This window comes from Nocardioides pini (assembly GCF_026712185.1).
Classification (GTDB): domain Bacteria; phylum Actinomycetota; class Actinomycetes; order Propionibacteriales; family Nocardioidaceae; genus Nocardioides; species Nocardioides pini.
In genome coordinates this window covers 126,513-144,364 of sequence record NZ_JAPPUX010000005.1, presented here as the reverse complement: position 1 = coordinate 144,364, position 17,852 = coordinate 126,513, and the positions used below count along the sequence as shown (strand labels likewise).

Sequence of the window (17,852 nt, the reverse complement as noted above, 5' to 3'; positions counted from 1 at the left end):
TGTTGGCCGCCGAGTGCACCACGCCGTGGCGGACGATGCCGGGCACGGTCACGCCGACCGGTCGGGACGAGGCCGGGAAGCTGTCGATGATCTTGCCGAAGACCTCGGCGACCGCCTGCGGGGGCGCGGGCCGCGGGGTGTCGATCCGGATCCGGTCGTGCGCGAAGTCGCCGACCTCGAGGTCGACAGGGGCACCCTTGATGCCGGTGCCGCCGAAGTCGATGCCGAAGGGGTGTTCCATGGCGCCCAACCTATCGCCAGCCGCTCGCGGATGTGACGGGGGCAACACCCGACGAGACGCCCCGGCGCAGCGGCTTGACAGAAGAGCGGGGGTTGTCAACGGGGTTTACAGATCCTATGGTCGTGTAAACCCATGCCAGGAGGTCCCGACGATGACCGGCTACCCCACCCGACTCGCCCCCAGCGGCACCGTGCCCGAGGGCACCACGGTGCTCTGGACCGACCGCAAGCGCTACCTGTGGCTCATCGGCCTGGTCGTGCCGAGCCTGGCGTTCGTCGCCTTCGGCGGCTACGTCGCGACCGGGTGGAGCGTGTGGTTCTGGGTGGGGCCGATCGTCATCCTCGGGATCGTCCCGGCGATCGACCTGGTCGCGGGCCTGGACCGCTCGAACCCGCCCGACGACGTCATCGAGGCACTCGAGCAGGATCGCTACTACCGGTGGATCACCTACCTGTTCCTGCCGATCCAGTACGCCGGCTTCGTGGGCGCGATGGCGATCGTCGGCGGCTGGGACGTCTTCGGCGTGCTCGCCGACCGGCCGCTGTCGACCCTCGACGAGGTCGGCCTGGCGATCTCGATCGGCTGCATCGGCGGGATCGGGATCAACACCGCCCACGAGCTCGGCCACAAGAAGGAGGCAAACGAGCGCTGGCTGTCGAAGATCGCTCTCGCCCAGGTCTGCTACGGCCACTTCTACATCGAGCACAACCGCGGCCACCACGTCCGCGTCGCGACTCCCGAGGACCCGGCGAGCGCCCGGCTCGGGGAGAGCTTCTACGCGTTCTGGCCGCGCACGGTCGGCGGGTCGCTGAGGTCGGCGTGGCGGCTGGAGAAGCGCCGCCTGGCGCGCCGCAGGCAGAGCCCCTGGCGCCTCGACAACGACGTGCTGAACGCGTGGCTGATGACGCTGGTCCTCTGGACGGCGGTGCTGCTCGCCTTCGGCGTCGAGGTGCTGCCGTACCTCCTCATCCAGGCGGTCGTCGGCTTCTCGCTGCTCGAGGTCGTCAACTACATGGAGCACTACGGGATGCTGCGCCAGAAGGTCGGCGAGGGCGACCGGCAGCGCTACGAGCGGGTCCTGCCCAGCCACAGCTGGAACTCCAACAACATCGCGACCAACGTGCTGCTCTACCACCTGCAGCGCCACAGCGACCACCACGCCAACCCCACCCGGCGCTACCAGACGCTGCGTGACTTCGAGGAGAGCCCGGTGCTGCCGACCGGCTACGCGGGCATGATCGTGCTCGCCGCCATCCCCCCGGTCTGGCGTCGGGTGATGGACCAGCGCGTCGTCGACCACTTCGGCGGCGACGTCTCGCTGGCGAACATCAGCCCGCGCAAGCGCGCGCAGTACCTCGCCCGCTACGGCTCCGGAGGTCGAGTGCGCGGCCCCGGGGAGACTGCTACCGCGTCCGCACTCGACCTGGCGCAGGACGTCCTCGCCGCGCGCTGCCCCGGCTGCGAGTACGTCTACGAGGTGGCGGCGGGCGACGAGCACGAGGGCTTCGCGGCCGGCACGGCGTGGGCGGACGTCCCCGAGGACTGGTGCTGCCCCGACTGCGGGGTGCGCGAGAAGGTCGACTTCGTGCCGTGCGAGCCCGAGCGGGCGGCGGGCTGAGGCGCGACCGGCTCAGCCGACGACCTCGCGCCGGTCGTCGGCCAGCCGGCGGGTGAGCCCGGCCCGGTCGAGCCGGTCGAGCAGCGGCAGGACCACCCGGCGCGAGGTGCCGAGCTCCTGACGGGCGGCGCTGGTCGTGAACGGCTGCTCGAGCCGGGCCAGGCGAGCGGCCGCTTCCTCGGCCGCCCCCGGCAGCAGGACGAGCCCCGGCGCGACCCGCCACAGCAGGCCCGCGCGCTCGGCGGCGCCGAGCGCACGCTCGTCGAGCCGGAGCTCGCGCAGCCGGTCGGCGGTGGGAGCGGCGTAGGGCGCGGCCTCCAGCTCACGACGTACGACGTCCACGGCCGACGCCACCGCCGGGGGCAGGCCCGACCCGGGCGCCCGCACGCGTCCGCCGACGACCTGCAGCGGCGGGCGCACCAGCGGCGCCACGAGGTCGGGGCTCGGCAGTCGGAGCCGGTCGGCCAGCACGGTCAGCGGCACGTCGGGGTCGAGCGGGTGGGAACGGGCGTGCTCCTCGACCAGGGGACCCAGCCGCTCCGCGAGCGCGTCGGCGAGGTCGCGGCTGACCAGCCAGGGGCCGGCCTCGAGGTGGTCGCCGGGCGTCACGGGCACGCCGATGCGGCGCAGCCGGTCGCGGTGCGCGAGCCCGCGTCGGGCGAGCTCGTCGGCCAGGCGCGGGACGCCGTCGGCGCCGGCGAGCTGTCCGGCACGCCGTCGAGCCGCACCCCGGCGACGCAGCCGTGGCGGGTCGGGGTCGAGGACGTCGACCCGCCAGAGCCGGCGGTCGCCCGGGTCGCGCAGCAGCATGCGATCGCCCACCCGCAGCGGCAGCGCGCGCTCGAGGGTGAGCCGGGCGATCCCGTGGCCCGGGTCGCCGAGGGGGCGGTGCCGCGCCGCGACGTCGGCCGCTCCCACGTGCAGCTGCGGCGCGAGCGGTGGAGGCGCGTCGCCGGCACCGGGGCCCGGCCGCAGGCGTACGTCGACCACCTCCGTGAGGTGCCACGCCTGGGGCGTGGTCAGCACCGTCTCGCGCCGGATCCCGTCGACGTCACCGGTGAGGTTGAGCGCGACGCGGGCGGTCCCGCTCACCGCGTCGGCGTCGCGCCCGAGCGCCTGCAGCCCGCGCACGCGCACCACCCGGTCGCCGTCGACGAGGGTGTCGCCGACCCGGACGGTGCCGGCGGGCAGGGTCGCGGTGACGACGGTCCCCGCGCCGCGCACGGTGAAGCGCCGGTCCACCCAGAGGCGTACGTCGGCGTCCGGGTCGGGCGGTGGCAGCGCGGCGAGCATGTCGGCGAGGGCGGCGCGGAGGTCGTCGAGCCCGGTGCCGGTGCGGCCGCTGACGGCGACGACCGGGGCGCCGGCCAGGCTGGTGCGCGCCACCTCGGCGGCTGCCCGCGCGACGGCCGGCCCGGGGTCGGCGAGGTCGCTGCGGGTGACCGCGACGACCCCGTGGCCGACGCCGAGGGAGTCCAGCGCGGCGAGGTGCTCGGCGGCCTGCGGCATCCACGGGTCGTCGGCCGCGACGACCAGCAGGGCGGCCGGCACCGGCCCGACGCCCGCGAGCATCGTGGTCAGGAACCGCTCGTGGCCGGGGACGTCGACGAACGCCACCTCGCCCGCGTCGGGCCATGACGTCCAGGCGTAGCCGAGCTCGATCGTCAGCCCGCGCCGCCGCTCTTCCTCGAGCCGGTCGGGGTCGGTGCCGGTGAGGGCCCGCACCAGGGTGGACTTGCCGTGGTCGACGTGACCGGCGGTCGCGACGACGTGCATCAGGCCGGGCCCGCCCCCGCGGCGCGGCGTACGGCGTCGGCGAGGGTGTCGTCCTCGTCGGGGTCGACCGCCAGCAGGTCGAGGAGCAGCCGGCCGCGCGCGGTGCGGCCCAGCACCGGCGGCTCGCCGGACCGCAGCGGCGCGGCGAGCCGCTCGGGCAGCGACACGGCCACGCTCGCCAGCTCCACTCCCGGCGCCCCGCCGCCGCCGACGGCGCCCACGGAGTCGACCACCTCGGTCCCGAGCGCCGCCACGAGGTCGGCGGGCCACGCGTCCACGATGGCTCGTGCCCGCGCGCGCAGGTCGTCGACCGGGCGACCGAGCGCGGCCCGCACCGGCGGCACCGGCCCGACGAGCGTCGCCTCGAGGGCGGCCAGCGTGAGCTTGTCCACGCGCAGGGCACGGGCGAAGGGGTCGCGCCGCAGCCGCTCGACCAGCCCGGCCTCGCCGAGCAGCAGCCCGGCCTGCGGCCCGCCCAGCAGCTTGTCGCCGGAGGCGGTGACGAGGTCGGCACCCTCCCGCAGGGCGTGCGTGGCGTCGGGCTCGTCGGGCAGGCGCGGGTGCGGCTCGAGCAGCCCGGAGCCGATGTCGACCACGAGCGGCACCCGGCGCCCGGCGTGCTCGAGGCCCGCCAGGTCACGGGCCGGCACCGAGGAGGTGAAGCCGGTGACGGCGAAGTTCGAGGGGTGGACCTTGAGCACGAACGCCGTCGAGTCGTCGAGCGCCGAGGCGTAGTCGGCGAGGTGCACCCGGTTGGTGGTGCCGACCTCGCGCAGCCGGGCGCCCACGGACTCCATCAGCTCCGGGATGCGGAAGCCGTCGCCGATCTCGACGAGCTCCCCGCGGGCGATGACCACGGTGTCGCGCCCGTCGTCGCCGCGCGCGAGCACCCGGGTGACGAGGGCGAGGGCTGCCGCACCGTTGTTGACGACGTGGACCCCCCCGGCGTCGGGCACGGCGGCGGCCAGGGCCTCCAGCGCCCCGCGCCCCCGTCGCCCACGCTGCCCGGTGGCCAGGTCCAGCTCGACGTCGGTCGCGCCGGCCGCCGTGCGCACGGCCTCCACCGCGGCGGCCGACAGGGGCGCACGCCCCAGGTTGGTGTGGACCACCACCCCCGTCGCGTTGACCACCCGCCGCAGCGTGGTGGCCGACGCCGGCAGCGCGGCGACCGCGGCGTCCGCCACCGACGCCGGGTCGAGCTCACCCGCCCGGCACCGCTCCAGCGCCCCGGTCACAGCGTGCTTGACCAGGACCGGGCCGAGCCGGGTCGTGGCCGCCCGCAGGCGCTCGTCGGCCAGGACGTGGTCGGTGCGGGGCGTGGCCCGGCGCGGATCTGGCACCCGCCCCTCCTCGTCCGACGCCCCGACTCGACTGCCTCACGACTGCCTCACGACTGGCGGAGGCGGACGGGAATCGAACCCGCCCGACCCAGCTGCTGGGTCGCAACGGTTTTGAGGACCGCGTCCGTCACCAGACGAGAACCGCCTCCGCGGGCCACCCTAGTGCGTGGCGGCACGCCGCTCGGCCGCGTTGGCGTCAGACCTCGTCTCCGCGACGTGGGCAGACCACGCGGTGAAACCGCCGGCCAGGTCGGTCGCTCCCGCCAGGCCGAGCTGCTGCAGCGTGCGGGCCGCGAGGCTCGAGCCGTAGCCGTCGTTGCAGACCAGCACGATCCGCCGGCCCGGGTCGTCGGCGAGTGCGAGGCGGTAGGGGCTCGTCGGGTCGAGGCGCCACTCGAGGACGTTCCGGTCGATCACGACCGCGCCCGGGAGCTCGCCGTCGCGGAGGCGCTGCTGCACCGGCCGCATGTCGACGACGAGCGCCCCCGCGGCAGCGGCCGCATCGAGGTCGGCCGGCTCGACCCGGTCGAGCGCCTGCTGGCACTCCTCCAGCAGTCGACCGATCGCACTGCCGTCGGTGTCCATCTTCCGACTGTAGGAGCCCGCCCCGGGTCCCGCCACGAGCAATGGGGTGAGGAAGGCATCTCGGCGCCCACCTAGATTGGCCGGGTGACCCAGGGCGCGAGCACCACCGACCCGACGACCGGCCAGGCGTTTCGCCTCACCCAGTACGCCGCCGGTGGCGGATGTGCCTGCAAGGTGCCGCCCGGTGAGCTCGAGCGCGTCCTGGGCGGGCTCGGCCGCGGACGCGCCTCGGGCGACCTGCTGGTCGGCCTGGACCACGGGGACGACGCGGCCGCCGTGCGCATCGAGCCCGCCCCCGACGGCACCGGCCGGGCCGTGATCGTCACGGCCGACTTCTTCACCCCGGTCGTCGACGACGCCTACGCCTTCGGTCGCATCGCCGCCACCAACGCGATGTCCGACGTGTGGGCGATGGGCGGCACCCCGCTGGTGGCGGTCAACCTGCTCGGGTGGCCGCGCGACCGGATCCCCTTCGACGTCGCGGCCGAGGTGCTGCGTGGTGGGGACGACGCGTGCACGGAGGCGGGTGCGTTCCTCGCCGGCGGGCACAGCATCGACGACCCCGAGCCGAAGTACGGCCTGGCCGTCACCGGCATCGCCGACCCGGAGCGGCTGCTGCGCAACGACGCCGCGCAACCGGGGATGCCGCTGACGCTGACCAAGCCGCTCGGCCTCGGCGTGCTCAACAACCGGCACAAGGCGACCGGCGAGTGGTTCGAGGAGGCCGTCGCCGTGATGACCGAGCTCAACCGCGACGCCAGCCGCGCGGCCGTCGACGCGGGCCTGCGCGCCGCCACGGACGTCACCGGCTTCGGGCTGCTCGGCCACCTCATGAAGATGATGCGTGCCAGCGGCACGACCGCGGTGCTCGACGCCGCCGCAGTGCCGTACGTCGACGGGGCGCGGGCCTCGCTCGCCGAGGGGTTCGTGCCGGGCGGGAGCCGCCGCAACCTCGACTGGGTGCGGCCGCACCTCGACGCCTCCGTCGACGAGGACGAGCTCGTGCTGCTCGCCGACGCCCAGACCTCGGGCGGCCTGCTCGTGGTCGGCGAGCTGCCCGGCCACCCGGTCGTCGGCGAGGTCGTCGCGGGCGGCGAGCACGCGATCGTCGTCCGCTGACACGCCCACCCCTCGGGCGGTGGACGGGCGTCGTACGGCCTCCTAGGGTCGTGACCACGCACACACCCGGAGGTGAGGCATGGCGGGATCGAGGTCGCTCCTTCCGTGGCCCGTGCTCCGCCAGCTCCTCGACGGCGACGTCCTCGGCCGCGGACGCTCGGTGCGGTCCCGGCGCACCGACGAGGTCGAGCCGCGCACCGCGACCGCCGACCGGGTCGCCCGCAGCGTGTGCCCCTACTGTGCCGTCGGCTGCGGGCAGAAGGTCTTCGTCAAGGACGAGGAGGTCGTGCAGATCGAGGGCGACCCGGACAGCCCGGTCAGCCGCGGGCGGCTGTGCCCCAAGGGCTCGGCCAGCAAGAACCTCGTGACCAGCTCGCTGCGCCAGACCGCGGTCAAGTACCGCGCCCCGTACGCCACCGAGTGGCAGGAGCTCGACCTCCACACCGCGATGGACATGGTGGCCGACCGCGTCGTGAGGTCCCGCCGCGACACCTGGCAGGACCTCGACGAGCACGGCCGCAAGGTCCGGCGCACGATGGGCATCGCCAGCCTCGGTGGCGCGACGCTGGACAACGAGGAGAACTACCTCATCAAGAAGCTCTTCACCGCGATGGGCGCCATCCAGATCGAGAACCAGGCGCGCATATGACACTCCGCCACCGTCCCCGGTCTGGGGACCAGCTTCGGGCGCGGCGGTGCCACCGGCTACACGGCCGACCTGGCCAACGCTGACTGCATCGTCATCCAGGGCTCCAACATGGCCGAGGCCCACCCGGTGGGCTTCCAGTGGGTCGTGGAGGCGAAGAAGCGCGGGGCGCGGATCATCCACGTCGACCCGCGGTTCACCCGCACCAGCGCGCTCGCGCACCAGCACGTGCCGATCCGCGTCGGCAGCGACATCGCGTTCCTCGGCGGGATCATCAACTACGTCCTCGAGAACGAGCTCGACTTCCGCGACTACGTCGTCAGCTACACCAACGCCGCGACGATCGTCAGCGACACGTTCGTCGACGTCGACGACCTCGACGGCCTGTTCTCCGGCTTCGACCCCGAGACCCGGACGTACGACCCCACCAGCTGGCAGTACGAGTCCGAGGACACCGACGCCGACCTGCACCGCTCGCAGGCCGACAGCTCCGGCGACCACGTCGAGCACCGCGAGACCGCCGCGGGCATGCAGCACGAGTCGCACGGCTCGTCGGTGAGCGCGCGCCCGATGCGCGACGAGACCCTGCAGCACCCACGCTGCGTCTACCAGGTGCTCAAGCGCCACTACGCCCGCTACACCCCCGAGGTCGTCGAGCAGGTCTGCGGCGTCTCGCAGGACGACTTCCTCGCCGTGTGCAGGGCGTGGACGGAGAACTCCGGGCGCGAGCGCACCACCGCGCTGGTCTACAGCGTCGGCTGGACCCAGCACAGCGTCGGTGTGCAGTACATCCGCGCCGGCGCGATCCTCCAGCTGCTGCTCGGCAACATGGGCCGCCCGGGCGGCGGCATCATGGCCCTGCGCGGGCACGCGAGCATCCAGGGCTCGACCGACATCCCCACGCTGTTCAACCTCCTCCCCGGCTACCTCCCGATGCCCAACGCGGCCAAGCACCACACGCTGACCGACTGGATCGAGAGCGTGCGCAACCCCGGCGCCAAGGGCTTCTGGGCCAACGCAGGCGCCTACGGCATCAACCTGCTCAAGGCCTACTGGGGCGACGCCGCGACCGCCGACAACGACTTCTGCTTCGACTACATGCCCCGCATCACCGGCGACCACGGCACCTACCGCACCGTCCTCGACATGATCGACGGCAAGGTGAAGGGCTACTTCCTGCTCGGCCAGAACCCCGCCGTCGGCTCGGCCCACGGCCGCGCGCAGCGGCTCGGCATGGCCAACCTCGACTGGCTGGTCGTGCGCGACCTGTTCGAGATCGAGAGCGCGACCTTCTGGAAGGACTCGCCCGAGGTGGAGACCGGCGAGATCGTGCCGGAGGAGTGCCGCACCGAGGTCTTCCTCTTCCCCGCCGCCTCCCACGTGGAGAAGGAGGGCACCTTCACCCAGACCCAGCGGATGCTCCAGTGGCGCGAGAAGGCCGTCGAGCCGCCGGGCGACGCGACCTCCGAGCTCTGGTTCTTCTACCACCTCGGCCGGATGGTGCGGGAGCGGCTGGCGGGCTCCGACGACGAGCGCGACCGGCCGGTCCTCGACCTCGCGTGGGACTACCCCCTGCACGGCGACCCCGAGCAGGTGGCCGCCGGCTGGGGCGAGCCGAGCGCGGAGGCGGTGCTCAAGGAGATCAACGGCTACGAGGTCGCGACCGGGCGCCCGCTGTCGACGTTCACCGAGATGAAGGCCGACGGCTCCACGCTGGGCGGCTGCTGGATCTACACCGGGGTCTACAAGGACGGGGTCAACCAGGCCGCTCGCCGCACGTCCCGCCACGACCAGTCACCCGTCGCGCCGGAGTGGGGCTGGGCGTGGCCACTCAACCGCCGCATCCTCTACAACCGCGCCTCCGCCGACCCCGAGGGCCGGCCGTGGAGCGAGCGCAAGGCCTACGTCTGGTGGGACCCGGAGAAGGGCGACGCCGGCGAGTGGGTAGGCGACGACGTGCCCGACTTCGAGAAGACCAAGCCGCCGTCCTACCGCGCCCCCGAGGGCTCCGAGGGTGTGGAGGCCATCGAGGGCATCGACCCGTTCATCATGCAGGGCGACGGGAAGGGTGCGCTCTACGTGCCGCAGGGCCTGGTCGACGGGCCGATGCCGACCCACTACGAGCCGGTCGAGTCGCCGTTCCGCAACCTCGTCCACGGCCAGCAGGGCAACCCGACGCGCAAGGAGTACCGCCGCGACGACAACCGGATGAACCCGGTGCCCGACGACGACCACGCCGACGTCTTCCCCTTCGTCTTCACCACCAGCCGGCTCACCGAGCACCACACCGCCGGCGGCATGAGCCGCTACCTCGAGCACCTCGCCGAGCTGCAGCCGGAGATGTTCGTCGAGGTGTCCCCGGCGCTCGCGCGGGAGCGCGGCCTCGAGCACATGGGCTGGTGCCACGTGATCACCGCCCGGTCGGCGATCGAGGGCCGGGTGATGGTCACCGAGCGGCTGCGGCCGCTGCGGGTCGAGGGCCGGATCGTCCACCAGGTCTGGATGCCCTACCACTGGGGGCAGAGCGGACTCGTCAGCGGCGACTCCGCCAACGACCTCTTCGGGATCTCCCTCGACCCGAACGTCCTCATCCAGGAGAGCAAGGTCGGCACCTGCGACGTCCGGCCGGGCAAGCGGCCCAGGGGCACGGCGCTGCGCGACTACGTCGACGGCTACGTCGCACGCTCGGGCGCCGTCGACCACGTGGTCCCGGTCGTCACCGCCTCCGCCGACGCCGTACGTCGCTCGCACGACGTGCAGGAGGACGGCAAGGACCAGCACGCACCCCACCAGGTGGAGGACCGATGATCGGCCGCAACAGTCTCTTCGGACCCCTCGACCCGGCGCCCGACGCCGGCTACGAGGCGCCGCCGCCGCGCAAGGGCTTCTTCACCGACACCTCGGTCTGCATCGGCTGCAAGGCGTGCGAGGTGGCGTGCAAGGAGTGGAACGACGTCCCCGAGAACCTGTTCCAGATGCTCGGCACGTCCTACGACAACAGCCACTCCCTCAACGCCAACCAGTGGCGCCACGTCGCGTTCATCGAACGGCCCGGCCGCTCGACGGCCCCCGACCAGCCCGACCGTCTCGCCGACCCCGCGACCCCGCCCGTCGACATCGGGATGCCCACCGTCGGCGCCCCGCCCAGCGGCGTACCGGACGAGGCGAAGCCGGACTTCCAGTGGCTGATGTCGTCCGACGTGTGCAAGCACTGCACGCACGCCGCGTGCCTCGACGTGTGCCCGACCGGGTCGTTGTTCCGCTCGGAGTTCGGCACGGTCGTGGTGCAGGACGACATCTGCAACGGCTGCGGCTACTGCGTCGCGGCCTGCCCGTACGGCGTCATCGACCGGCGCACGGGGCCCGAGGGCGACCCGAGCGTGGGCATCGCGCAGAAGTGCACGCTCTGCTACGACCGGCTCACCGACGGCCAGCGACCCGCGTGCGCGGCGGCGTGCCCGACCGAGTCCATCGTCTACGGCGACGTCGAGCAGCTGCGCCAGCAGGCCAACGAGCGGGTGGCGGCGCTGCACGAGCAGGGCGTCATGGACGCCCGCCTCTACGGCAACGACCCCGAGGACGGCGTGGGCGGCACCGGTGCCTTCTTCCTGCTGCTCGACGAGCCGGAGGTCTACGGCCTGCCGCCCGACCCCGTCGTGACGACCAAGGACCTGCCGCACATGTTCACCCGGGCCGGGATGGCGGGCACCGCGCTGCTGATCGGCGCGGCACTGTCCTTCGTGAGGCGGCGGTCGTGAGCGGGTCCGCGAGCGGGGGCCGCCCCGACACCCAGGTCCGGCACGGCGGCAGCCCCGGCCGCACCCGGGGCAGCTCCCGGGGCGGCGACCGGGTGATGGTGCCCGACGCCGACTTCACCTCCTACTACGGCCGGCCGATCGTCAAGCCCGCCCCGTGGGAGCACGACATCGCCTACTACCTGTTCACCGGCGGGGTCGCCGCCGGGTCCTCGCTCCTCGCCGCGGGTGCCGACCTGACGGACCGACCGGGCCTGCGGCGCTCGGGTCGGATCGGTTCGCTGATCGCGCTGCTGCTCAGCGTCGTGGCCCTCGTCCACGACCTCGGCAAGCCCAGCCGCTTCATCAACATGCTGCGGGTGGTCAAGCTGACCTCGCCGATGTCGGTCGGCACCTGGATCCTGACGCTGCACGGACCGTTCGCCGGCCTGGCGTCGGCCGCCGAGCTGGTCGGCATGCTGCCCACCCGCTGGCAGCGCGGACCGGTGCGGCTGCTCCTGCGCCTCGGGCGCCCGGCCGGGCTGGTGGGGGCCGTCACCGCCCCGCCGGTGGCGGCGTACACCGCGGTGCTGCTCGCCGACACCGCCACCCCGGCGTGGCACTCGGCCTACGAGGAGCTCCCCTTCGTCTTCTGCGGTTCGGCCGCCGCGGCGTCGGGCGGGTGGGCGATGGTCACCGCCCCGGTCGCCGAGGCCGGTCCCGCCCGCACCTTCGCGGTCGGCGGCGCGGCCGTCGAGCTGCTGATGGCCCACCGGATGGAGTCGTCGATGGGCCTGTCCGCCGAGACGCTGCACACCGGGAAGGCCGGCCGCTTGATGCGGGCCAGCAAGGTGCTCACCGCCGCCGGTGCGGCAGGCGCGCTCCTGGGCGGTCGGAGCCGTGTGGTCTCCGTCGTCTCGGGCACCGCCCTGATGGCCGGTTCGCTCTGCACCCGCCTGGGTGTCTACGAGGCCGGGATGGCCTCGGCCAGGGACCCGAAGTACACGGTGGTACCGCAGCGCGAACGGGTCGAGCGCGGAGAACAGGTGCGCTACCAGGGCTGAACGCAGGTCATCTCGGGCCCACGGACGGCCGAGCCGGACGAAGGAGACAGGCATGGACACGACACACGCGCGCGCGCACGACCGCGACACGACGGGCGGCGCCTCGCCGGGCGGCTTCCGCTGGCTGCTGGTCGCGGCCGGGTTGCTGCTCCAGTTCTCCATCGGCGCGGTCTACGCCTGGTCCGTCTTCGGCGGTGCGCTGGAGTCGGCTGAGCCGTGGCAGCTGAGCAAGGTGCAGGCGGCGCTGCCCTTCGAGGTGACGATCGGCATGATCTTCATCGGCAGCTACGTCGGCGGGCGCATCCAGGACGCGCGCGGCCCCCGGATCGTCGCCCTGGCTGGTGGCGTCCTCTACGCCGTCGGCATCCTGCTCGCGTCCTTCACCGACGGCAAGGACGACTACTGGCTGCTGATCCTCGGCTACGGCGTCATCTCCGGCTTCGGCCTCGGCGTCGCCTACATCGTGCCGATCGCGATGCTGCAGAAGTGGTTCCCCGACCGCAAGGGGCTCATCACAGGTCTGGCGGTCGGCGGCTTCGGCTTCGGTGCGGTGCTGACCTCGCCCGTCGCCCAGTGGCTCATCGACCAGGACCCCGACGACCCGACCAGCGCGTTCCTGCCGCTCGGCATCGCCTACCTGGTGATGTCGCTCGCGGGCGCGTCGGTGTTCCGCAACCCGCCGCAGGGCTACGCCGTGCCCGGCTACGAGCCGGTGACCGACGCCGGCGGTGGCTCGGGGGGCGGCAAGGACTACACGCAGGGCGAGGCGCTGCGCACGAAGCAGTGGTACCTCCTCACGGCGATCCTCACCCTCAGCGTCGCCGCCGGCATCTCCCTCATCTCCCAGGCCAAGACGAGCGCCACCGACATCTCCGGCTACAGCGTGGGCGGGGCGGCCGCCCTCGTCGGCGTGCTCGCGATCTTCAACGGCGGCGGCCGGATCGTATGGGCGGCGGTCTCCGACTACATCGGCCGGATGCGCACGTTCGCCGCGATCCTGCTGCTGCAGGGCGTCTGCCTGATCCTGCTGCCGCACGCCTCGAACATGGTGCTCTTCGCGGTGCTCGCCGCGGTCGTCTACCTCTGCTACGGAGGCACGTTCGGTACGATGCCGGCCACGGCGGGCGACTTCTTCGGGGTCCGCAACGCCGGTGCGATCTACGGCCTGATGCTCATCGGCTGGAGCCTCGGCGGTGTCATCGGGCCGCTCGTCGCCGCCGCGCTGATCGGCGAGGACAAGGCGTACACCGTCGCTTACACCACCATCGGCGTGATCGCCCTGCTCGCGGTGGTCCTCACCTTCGTGACCAAGGTGCCGGACGGACGGGACGTCGGCCGCACCTGACCTGCGAGAATTCCCGCATGCCGACCACGACCCGCGAGCGCATCGTCGCCGCGGCCGTGGAGATGACGACCTCCTCGGGCTGGGCCGCGGTGACGATGTCCCGGCTCGCCGAGGCGTCCGGGGTGAGCCGGCAGACCGTCTACAACGAGGTCGGCTCGAAGCCCGCGCTCGCCGAGACGATGGTCCTCGAGGAGCTCGCCCGGTTCCTGCAGGTCGTCGAGCGGGCGTTCGACGCCGAGCCCGACGACCTCGCCCGCGCGATCGAGCGCGCCGTCACCGACGTCCTCACCTACGCCCGCGCCAACCCGCTCCTGCACGCCGTCGTCAGCGCGACCCACGGCGCCGACACCGAGCTGCTTCCCCTCCTGACGACCAACGCGGGCTCCCTGCTCGGCACGGCCAAGGACGTGGTCAGCGCGCGCGTGGCGCCGTACGCCCCCGGGATCGACGCCGAGCACCTCGACCCGGCCATCGACATGGTCGTGCGCGTCGTGCTGAGCCACGTGATGCAGCCGTCCGGCTCGCCCGAGCAGACCGGCGCCGACATCGCCTGGCTGGCCAGCCAAGTATTAGCCGGCGGAGGTCGACGCGCGTGATCTTCCCGTCGGGGGGTCGGCGCGGACACGCGCCGAAGCGGAGCGGAGGCGCACGTTGAGCACAGTGAGCGGAGTCGCCTGGGGTACGCCGACCGCGCGGGGGATCGTGGCTGCCGCGACCCTCGGCTCGGGGCTGACCCTGCTCGACGGCACCGTCGTCAACGTGGCGCTGCGCTCGATCGGCGCCGACCTCGACGCCTCCCTCGCGCAGCTGCAGTGGATCACCAACGGCTACTTCCTCTCGCTGGCGTCGCTGATCCTGATCGGCGGGGCCCTCGGCGACCGGCTCGGCCGGCGGCGGGTCTTCGTCATCGGCACGGTCTGGTTCGCGCTGGCGTCCCTCATGTGCGGGCTGGCGCCCACCGCCGACGTGCTGATCGCGGCCCGGGTGCTGCAGGGCATCGGCGGCGCCCTCCTCACGCCCGGCAGCCTGGCGATGATCCAGGCGTCGTTCCGGGCCACCGACCGGGGTCGGGCGATCGGTGCGTGGTCCGGGCTCGGCGGGATCGCCGCAGCAATCGGCCCCCTGGTCGGTGGCCTGCTGATCGACCACGCGTCGTGGCGCTGGATCTTCCTGATCAACCTCCCGCTGGCGGCCCTCACCGTGTGGCTGGCCCTGCGGTGGGTGCCGGAGAGCCGCGACGAGCACGCCGGTGGGCGCTTCGACGTCGCGGGGGCGAGCCTCGCCGCGCTGGCCCTCGCCGGCATCACGTGGGCCCTGACCGACGCCGGCGGCACCGCGACGCCGTACGCCGTCGCCGTCGGCGTCCTCGCCGCGGTCGGCTTCCTCCTCGTGGAGCACCGGCTGCACGACCCGATGGTCCGGCTGGGGCTGTTCGCCGACCGGACGTTCAGCGCGGCCAACGCGATGACGCTGCTGGTCTACGCCGCCCTCGGCGCCATCCTGTTCTTCCTCGTGCTGCAGCTCCAGACGGTCAGCGGCTACTCCGCCCTCCAGGCGGGCCTCGCGACCTTGCCGATCACCGCCTGCATGCTGCTGTTCGCCTCGCGGGGCGGGGCGCTCGGTCAGCGGATCGGCCCGCGCATCCCGATGACCCTCGGCCCCCTCGTGATGGCGGCGGGCACGGTGCTGCTCCTGGGGGTCGGCGAGGACGTGACGTGGTGGCGCGACGTCGCTCCCGGGCTCACCGTCTTCGGTCTCGGCCTCTCCCTGATGGTGGCGCCGCTGACGGCGACCGTCCTCAACGCCGCGCCCGACGACAGCGCCGGCATCGCCAGCGGCATCAACAACGCCATCGCCCGCGCCGGCTCCCTGCTCGCGGTCGCGGCGCTGCCCACCGCGGTCGGTCTCTCCGGCGACGACTACCGCGACCCGGCGCTCTTCGACGCGGCGTACGACACCGCGATGCTCGCCTGCGCCGCCCTCCTCGTCCTGGGCGGGCTGGTCTCGTGGGTGACGATCCCGCGCCGCGTCCAGACAGCGACTGCCTAGGGTCGGGGCGTGGGCGTACGACGACGGGCGGGCGCGGCGGCGACAGCCGTCCTGCTCGTGCTGCTCGCGGCGTGCAGCGAGCCGGCCGCGCGCGAGGAGCCGGACCCGCCTGCGAGCTCGACCGCCGAGCCGACCGGGACGCCCACGACGGTGCCGGTGGCCGACCCCGCCCACGCGGTGGACCCGCCCGGCAAGCGCGACGGGCGGCTGTGGAGCGCCGACATCCTCGTGCAGTGGGACAAGGCCATCGACGACGAGCTGCTCGAGAAGGTCGAGGCCCTGGAGGGCGTGGCCCACACCGAGCGCATCGGCCTCGGCCAGGTCAGCCTCGAGAACCGGGTGCTCACCGTCGCCTCCGTCGACCCGGGCCGCTACCGCAACTTCACCCAGGCGCAGGTCGCCGACCTCCAGGAGGCCTGGGACCGCGTCGCCGGCGGCGAGCTGGCCATCGACCGCACAGTGGCCAAGCGGCTCGTCGACACGGAGACGGGGATGATCCGGCTGGGCGCCGAGGACGACGCGCCCGAGCTGCACGTGGGCGCCTACACCCCCCAGCTCCCGACCATCGACATGGTGGTCAACACCGCGTGGGCGGCGGACATCGAGATGGCCACCGACAACGGGCTGCTGATCTCAACCGACCGCAAGACGCCGGCGAGCATCCGCAAGCCGCTCGAGCGACTGGTCGGCAAGGACGCGTCGGTGCAGATGCTCGACGTCGCGTCGCGCATCGGCCTCGACCCCGACGCGAAGCTCACCGCCGTCCCCACCGGCGGCACGCTCGGCAGCGTCGTCGGGACCTTCCGATACCGCGTCCTCGGCGGCGGTCGCATCGCCCCCGACCCGGCCTGGGTGTCGGCCAACATCCGCACCGAGGTGGTGCCGATCCTCGGCGACGTCACGTGCCACAAGGACCTGTTCCCCCAGCTGCGCGCCGCGCTGCTCGAGGTCCAGCAGCGGGGGCTGGCCGACGCGATCCACCCCGGCCAGTACGCCGGCTGCTACTACCCGCGCTTCATCGCCGACACGACCACGCTGTCCAACCACTCCTTCGGCCTCGCCCTCGACCTCAACACCCCCGGCAACCAGCGCGGCACCGTCGGCGAGATCGACCGTGACGTGGTGGCGATCTTCAAGACCTGGGGCTTCGCCTGGGGCGGCGACTGGCGCTGGACCGATCCGATGCACTTCGAGCTGGCCGAGGTGAAGCGGGTCGGCTGACGCTCCGGGCGGACTGTGCACCCGAGTTTCGTGGTTCGCGGTCCAGATCTGTACCTGTAAGCAGGGCGGTCACCGGATATCCGGTGACTCCAGCGACGGCTAGGGTCGCCGCATGCAGGCAGTCCAGGTCGTCACGCTCACCGGTCCCGCCGACGTCGAGGTGCGCGAGGTCGACCCGCCGACCCAGGGACCTGACGACGTCCTGGTCGAGGTGCACAGCGTCGGTGTCGCCTTCCCCGACCTGCTGCTGAGCCGCGGCGAGTACCAGTTCAAGCCCGAGCCGCCCTTCACCCTCGGTGTCGACTTCGCCGGCGTCGTCCTCGACCCGGGCTCACCGGAGTCGAGCGCGTTCACCGTCGGCCAGCGGGTGGCGGGGGTCAACCTCAGCGGCGGGGCGGCCGAGCAGGTCGCCAACCCGGCGATCTTCACCTTCGCGCTGCCCGACGCGCTGTCGTACGACGAGGGGGCGGCGCTGCCGATGAACTACCTCACCGCCCTCTTCGCGCTCGAGGAGCGTGGCGGGCTGCGCGAGGGAGAGACGGTGCTGGTCCACGGCGCCGCGGGGGGCGTGGGCACCGCCACCCTGCAGGTCGCCAAGGGTCTCGGCGCCCGGACCATCGCGGTGGTGAGCACCGAGGAGAAGGCGGCCTTCGCGCGCGCCGCGGGCGCCGACGAGGCCGTGGTCGGCCACGACTTCAAGGACGCCGTCAAGGAGCTGACCGGCGGCCGTGGGGTCGACGTCGTGCTCGACGTGGTGGGCGGCGATGCCTTCACCGACTCCCTGCGCTGCCTCGCCGAGCAGGGCCGGGTCCTCGTCGTCGGCTTCGCCGCCGGGCAGGGCATCCCGGAGGTCAAGGTGAACCGGCTGCTGCTCGGCAACACCGACGTCCGCGGCGTGGGCTGGGGGGCGTACGCCATGACCCGGCCCGGCTACATGCAGCAGCAGTGGCACCGGCTGGTCCCGATGATCGAGTCGGGCGTGGTGAGGCCGCCCGTCGGGGCGACGTACGACCTGGCGGGCTTCGGCCAGGCGCTGGTCGACATGGACGAGCGCCGCACGCTCGGCAAGTCGGTCGTCCACGTGCGCTGACGCTGGGGCGTCGGGGTTATCGTC

At 73.3% G+C, this 17,852-nt stretch carries 14 protein-coding genes and 1 tRNA gene; 10 read left to right on the top strand and 5 right to left on the bottom strand.

Going from position 1 to position 17,852, the window contains the following annotated elements:
• The coding region (locus NYO98_RS17550; RefSeq protein WP_268113041.1) for an ROK family protein at positions 1 to 241 on the bottom strand (241 nt) is incomplete at its 3' end.
• A 151-nt stretch (positions 242 to 392) separates the two neighbouring features.
• Here NYO98_RS17550 and NYO98_RS21870 point away from each other — a divergent pair.
• Positions 393 to 1,859 carry a fatty acid desaturase gene (locus NYO98_RS21870; RefSeq protein WP_326494461.1) on the top strand — a complete coding sequence of 489 codons (1,467 nt, stop codon included), beginning with the start codon at positions 393 to 395 and terminating at the stop codon, positions 1,857 to 1,859.
• Between the two features lie 12 nt (positions 1,860 to 1,871).
• On the opposite strand, the gene NYO98_RS17535 is transcribed toward NYO98_RS21870, so the two are convergent.
• From NYO98_RS17535 to NYO98_RS17520, 4 genes are all read right to left on the bottom strand, one after another.
• Positions 1,872 to 3,635 carry a selenocysteine-specific translation elongation factor gene (locus tag NYO98_RS17535; protein WP_268113040.1) on the bottom strand — a complete coding sequence of 588 codons (1,764 nt, stop codon included), beginning with the start codon at positions 3,633 to 3,635 and terminating at the stop codon, positions 1,872 to 1,874.
• Positions 3,635 to 4,975: an L-seryl-tRNA(Sec) selenium transferase gene (gene selA, locus NYO98_RS17530; RefSeq protein WP_268113039.1), complete on the bottom strand. Its 1,341-nt coding sequence runs from the start codon at positions 4,973 to 4,975 to the stop codon at positions 3,635 to 3,637. The genes NYO98_RS17535 and selA overlap by 1 nt, the downstream gene beginning before the upstream one ends.
• Before the next feature lie 54 nt (positions 4,976 to 5,029).
• Positions 5,030 to 5,124 (bottom strand) — tRNA-Sec (locus tag NYO98_RS17525).
• Positions 5,125 to 5,134: 10 nt separating this feature from the next.
• Complete coding sequence (locus NYO98_RS17520; protein ID WP_268113038.1) at positions 5,135 to 5,560, bottom strand: rhodanese-like domain-containing protein; 426 nt, start codon at positions 5,558 to 5,560, stop codon at positions 5,135 to 5,137.
• 84 nt (positions 5,561 to 5,644) lie between these two features.
• Between NYO98_RS17520 and selD the strand changes: the two genes are divergently transcribed.
• From selD to NYO98_RS17475, 9 genes are all read left to right on the top strand, one after another.
• Positions 5,645 to 6,679, top strand: a complete 1,035-nt coding sequence (gene selD / locus NYO98_RS17515; RefSeq protein ID WP_268113037.1) for a selenide, water dikinase SelD — start codon at positions 5,645 to 5,647, stop codon at positions 6,677 to 6,679.
• A gap of 79 nt (positions 6,680 to 6,758) precedes the next feature.
• On the top strand, positions 6,759 to 10,133 hold the full coding sequence (fdh, locus tag NYO98_RS17510; protein ID WP_268113036.1) for a formate dehydrogenase: 3,375 nt from the start codon (positions 6,759 to 6,761) through the stop codon (positions 10,131 to 10,133).
• Positions 10,130 to 11,083, top strand: coding sequence for a 4Fe-4S dicluster domain-containing protein (locus NYO98_RS17505; RefSeq protein WP_268113035.1), 954 nt, complete (start codon positions 10,130 to 10,132; stop codon positions 11,081 to 11,083). The genes fdh and NYO98_RS17505 overlap by 4 nt, the downstream gene beginning before the upstream one ends.
• A complete protein-coding gene (gene nrfD / locus NYO98_RS17500; protein ID WP_268113034.1) occupies positions 11,080 to 12,123 on the top strand; it encodes an NrfD/PsrC family molybdoenzyme membrane anchor subunit in 1,044 nt (347 codons plus the stop codon). The genes NYO98_RS17505 and nrfD overlap by 4 nt, the downstream gene beginning before the upstream one ends.
• A 52-nt stretch (positions 12,124 to 12,175) precedes the next feature.
• A complete protein-coding gene (locus tag NYO98_RS17495) occupies positions 12,176 to 13,468 on the top strand; it encodes an L-lactate MFS transporter (RefSeq protein WP_268113033.1) in 1,293 nt (430 codons plus the stop codon).
• Between the two features lie 17 nt (positions 13,469 to 13,485).
• The gene (locus tag NYO98_RS17490) at positions 13,486 to 14,064 is read left to right on the top strand and encodes a TetR family transcriptional regulator (RefSeq protein WP_268113032.1); all 579 of its coding nucleotides are present in this window, start codon (positions 13,486 to 13,488) and stop codon (positions 14,062 to 14,064) included.
• Between the two features lie 64 nt (positions 14,065 to 14,128).
• Positions 14,129 to 15,517, top strand: coding sequence for an MFS transporter (locus NYO98_RS17485; protein ID WP_268113031.1), 1,389 nt, complete (start codon positions 14,129 to 14,131; stop codon positions 15,515 to 15,517).
• Positions 15,518 to 15,526: 9 nt separating this feature from the next.
• Positions 15,527 to 16,738, top strand: a complete 1,212-nt coding sequence (locus NYO98_RS17480) for a M15 family metallopeptidase (protein WP_268113030.1) — start codon at positions 15,527 to 15,529, stop codon at positions 16,736 to 16,738.
• Positions 16,739 to 16,850: 112 nt separating this feature from the next.
• Positions 16,851 to 17,828: an NADPH:quinone oxidoreductase family protein gene (locus NYO98_RS17475; RefSeq protein WP_268113029.1), complete on the top strand. Its 978-nt coding sequence runs from the start codon at positions 16,851 to 16,853 to the stop codon at positions 17,826 to 17,828.
• The last annotated feature ends 24 nt before the right edge of the window (positions 17,829 to 17,852 follow it).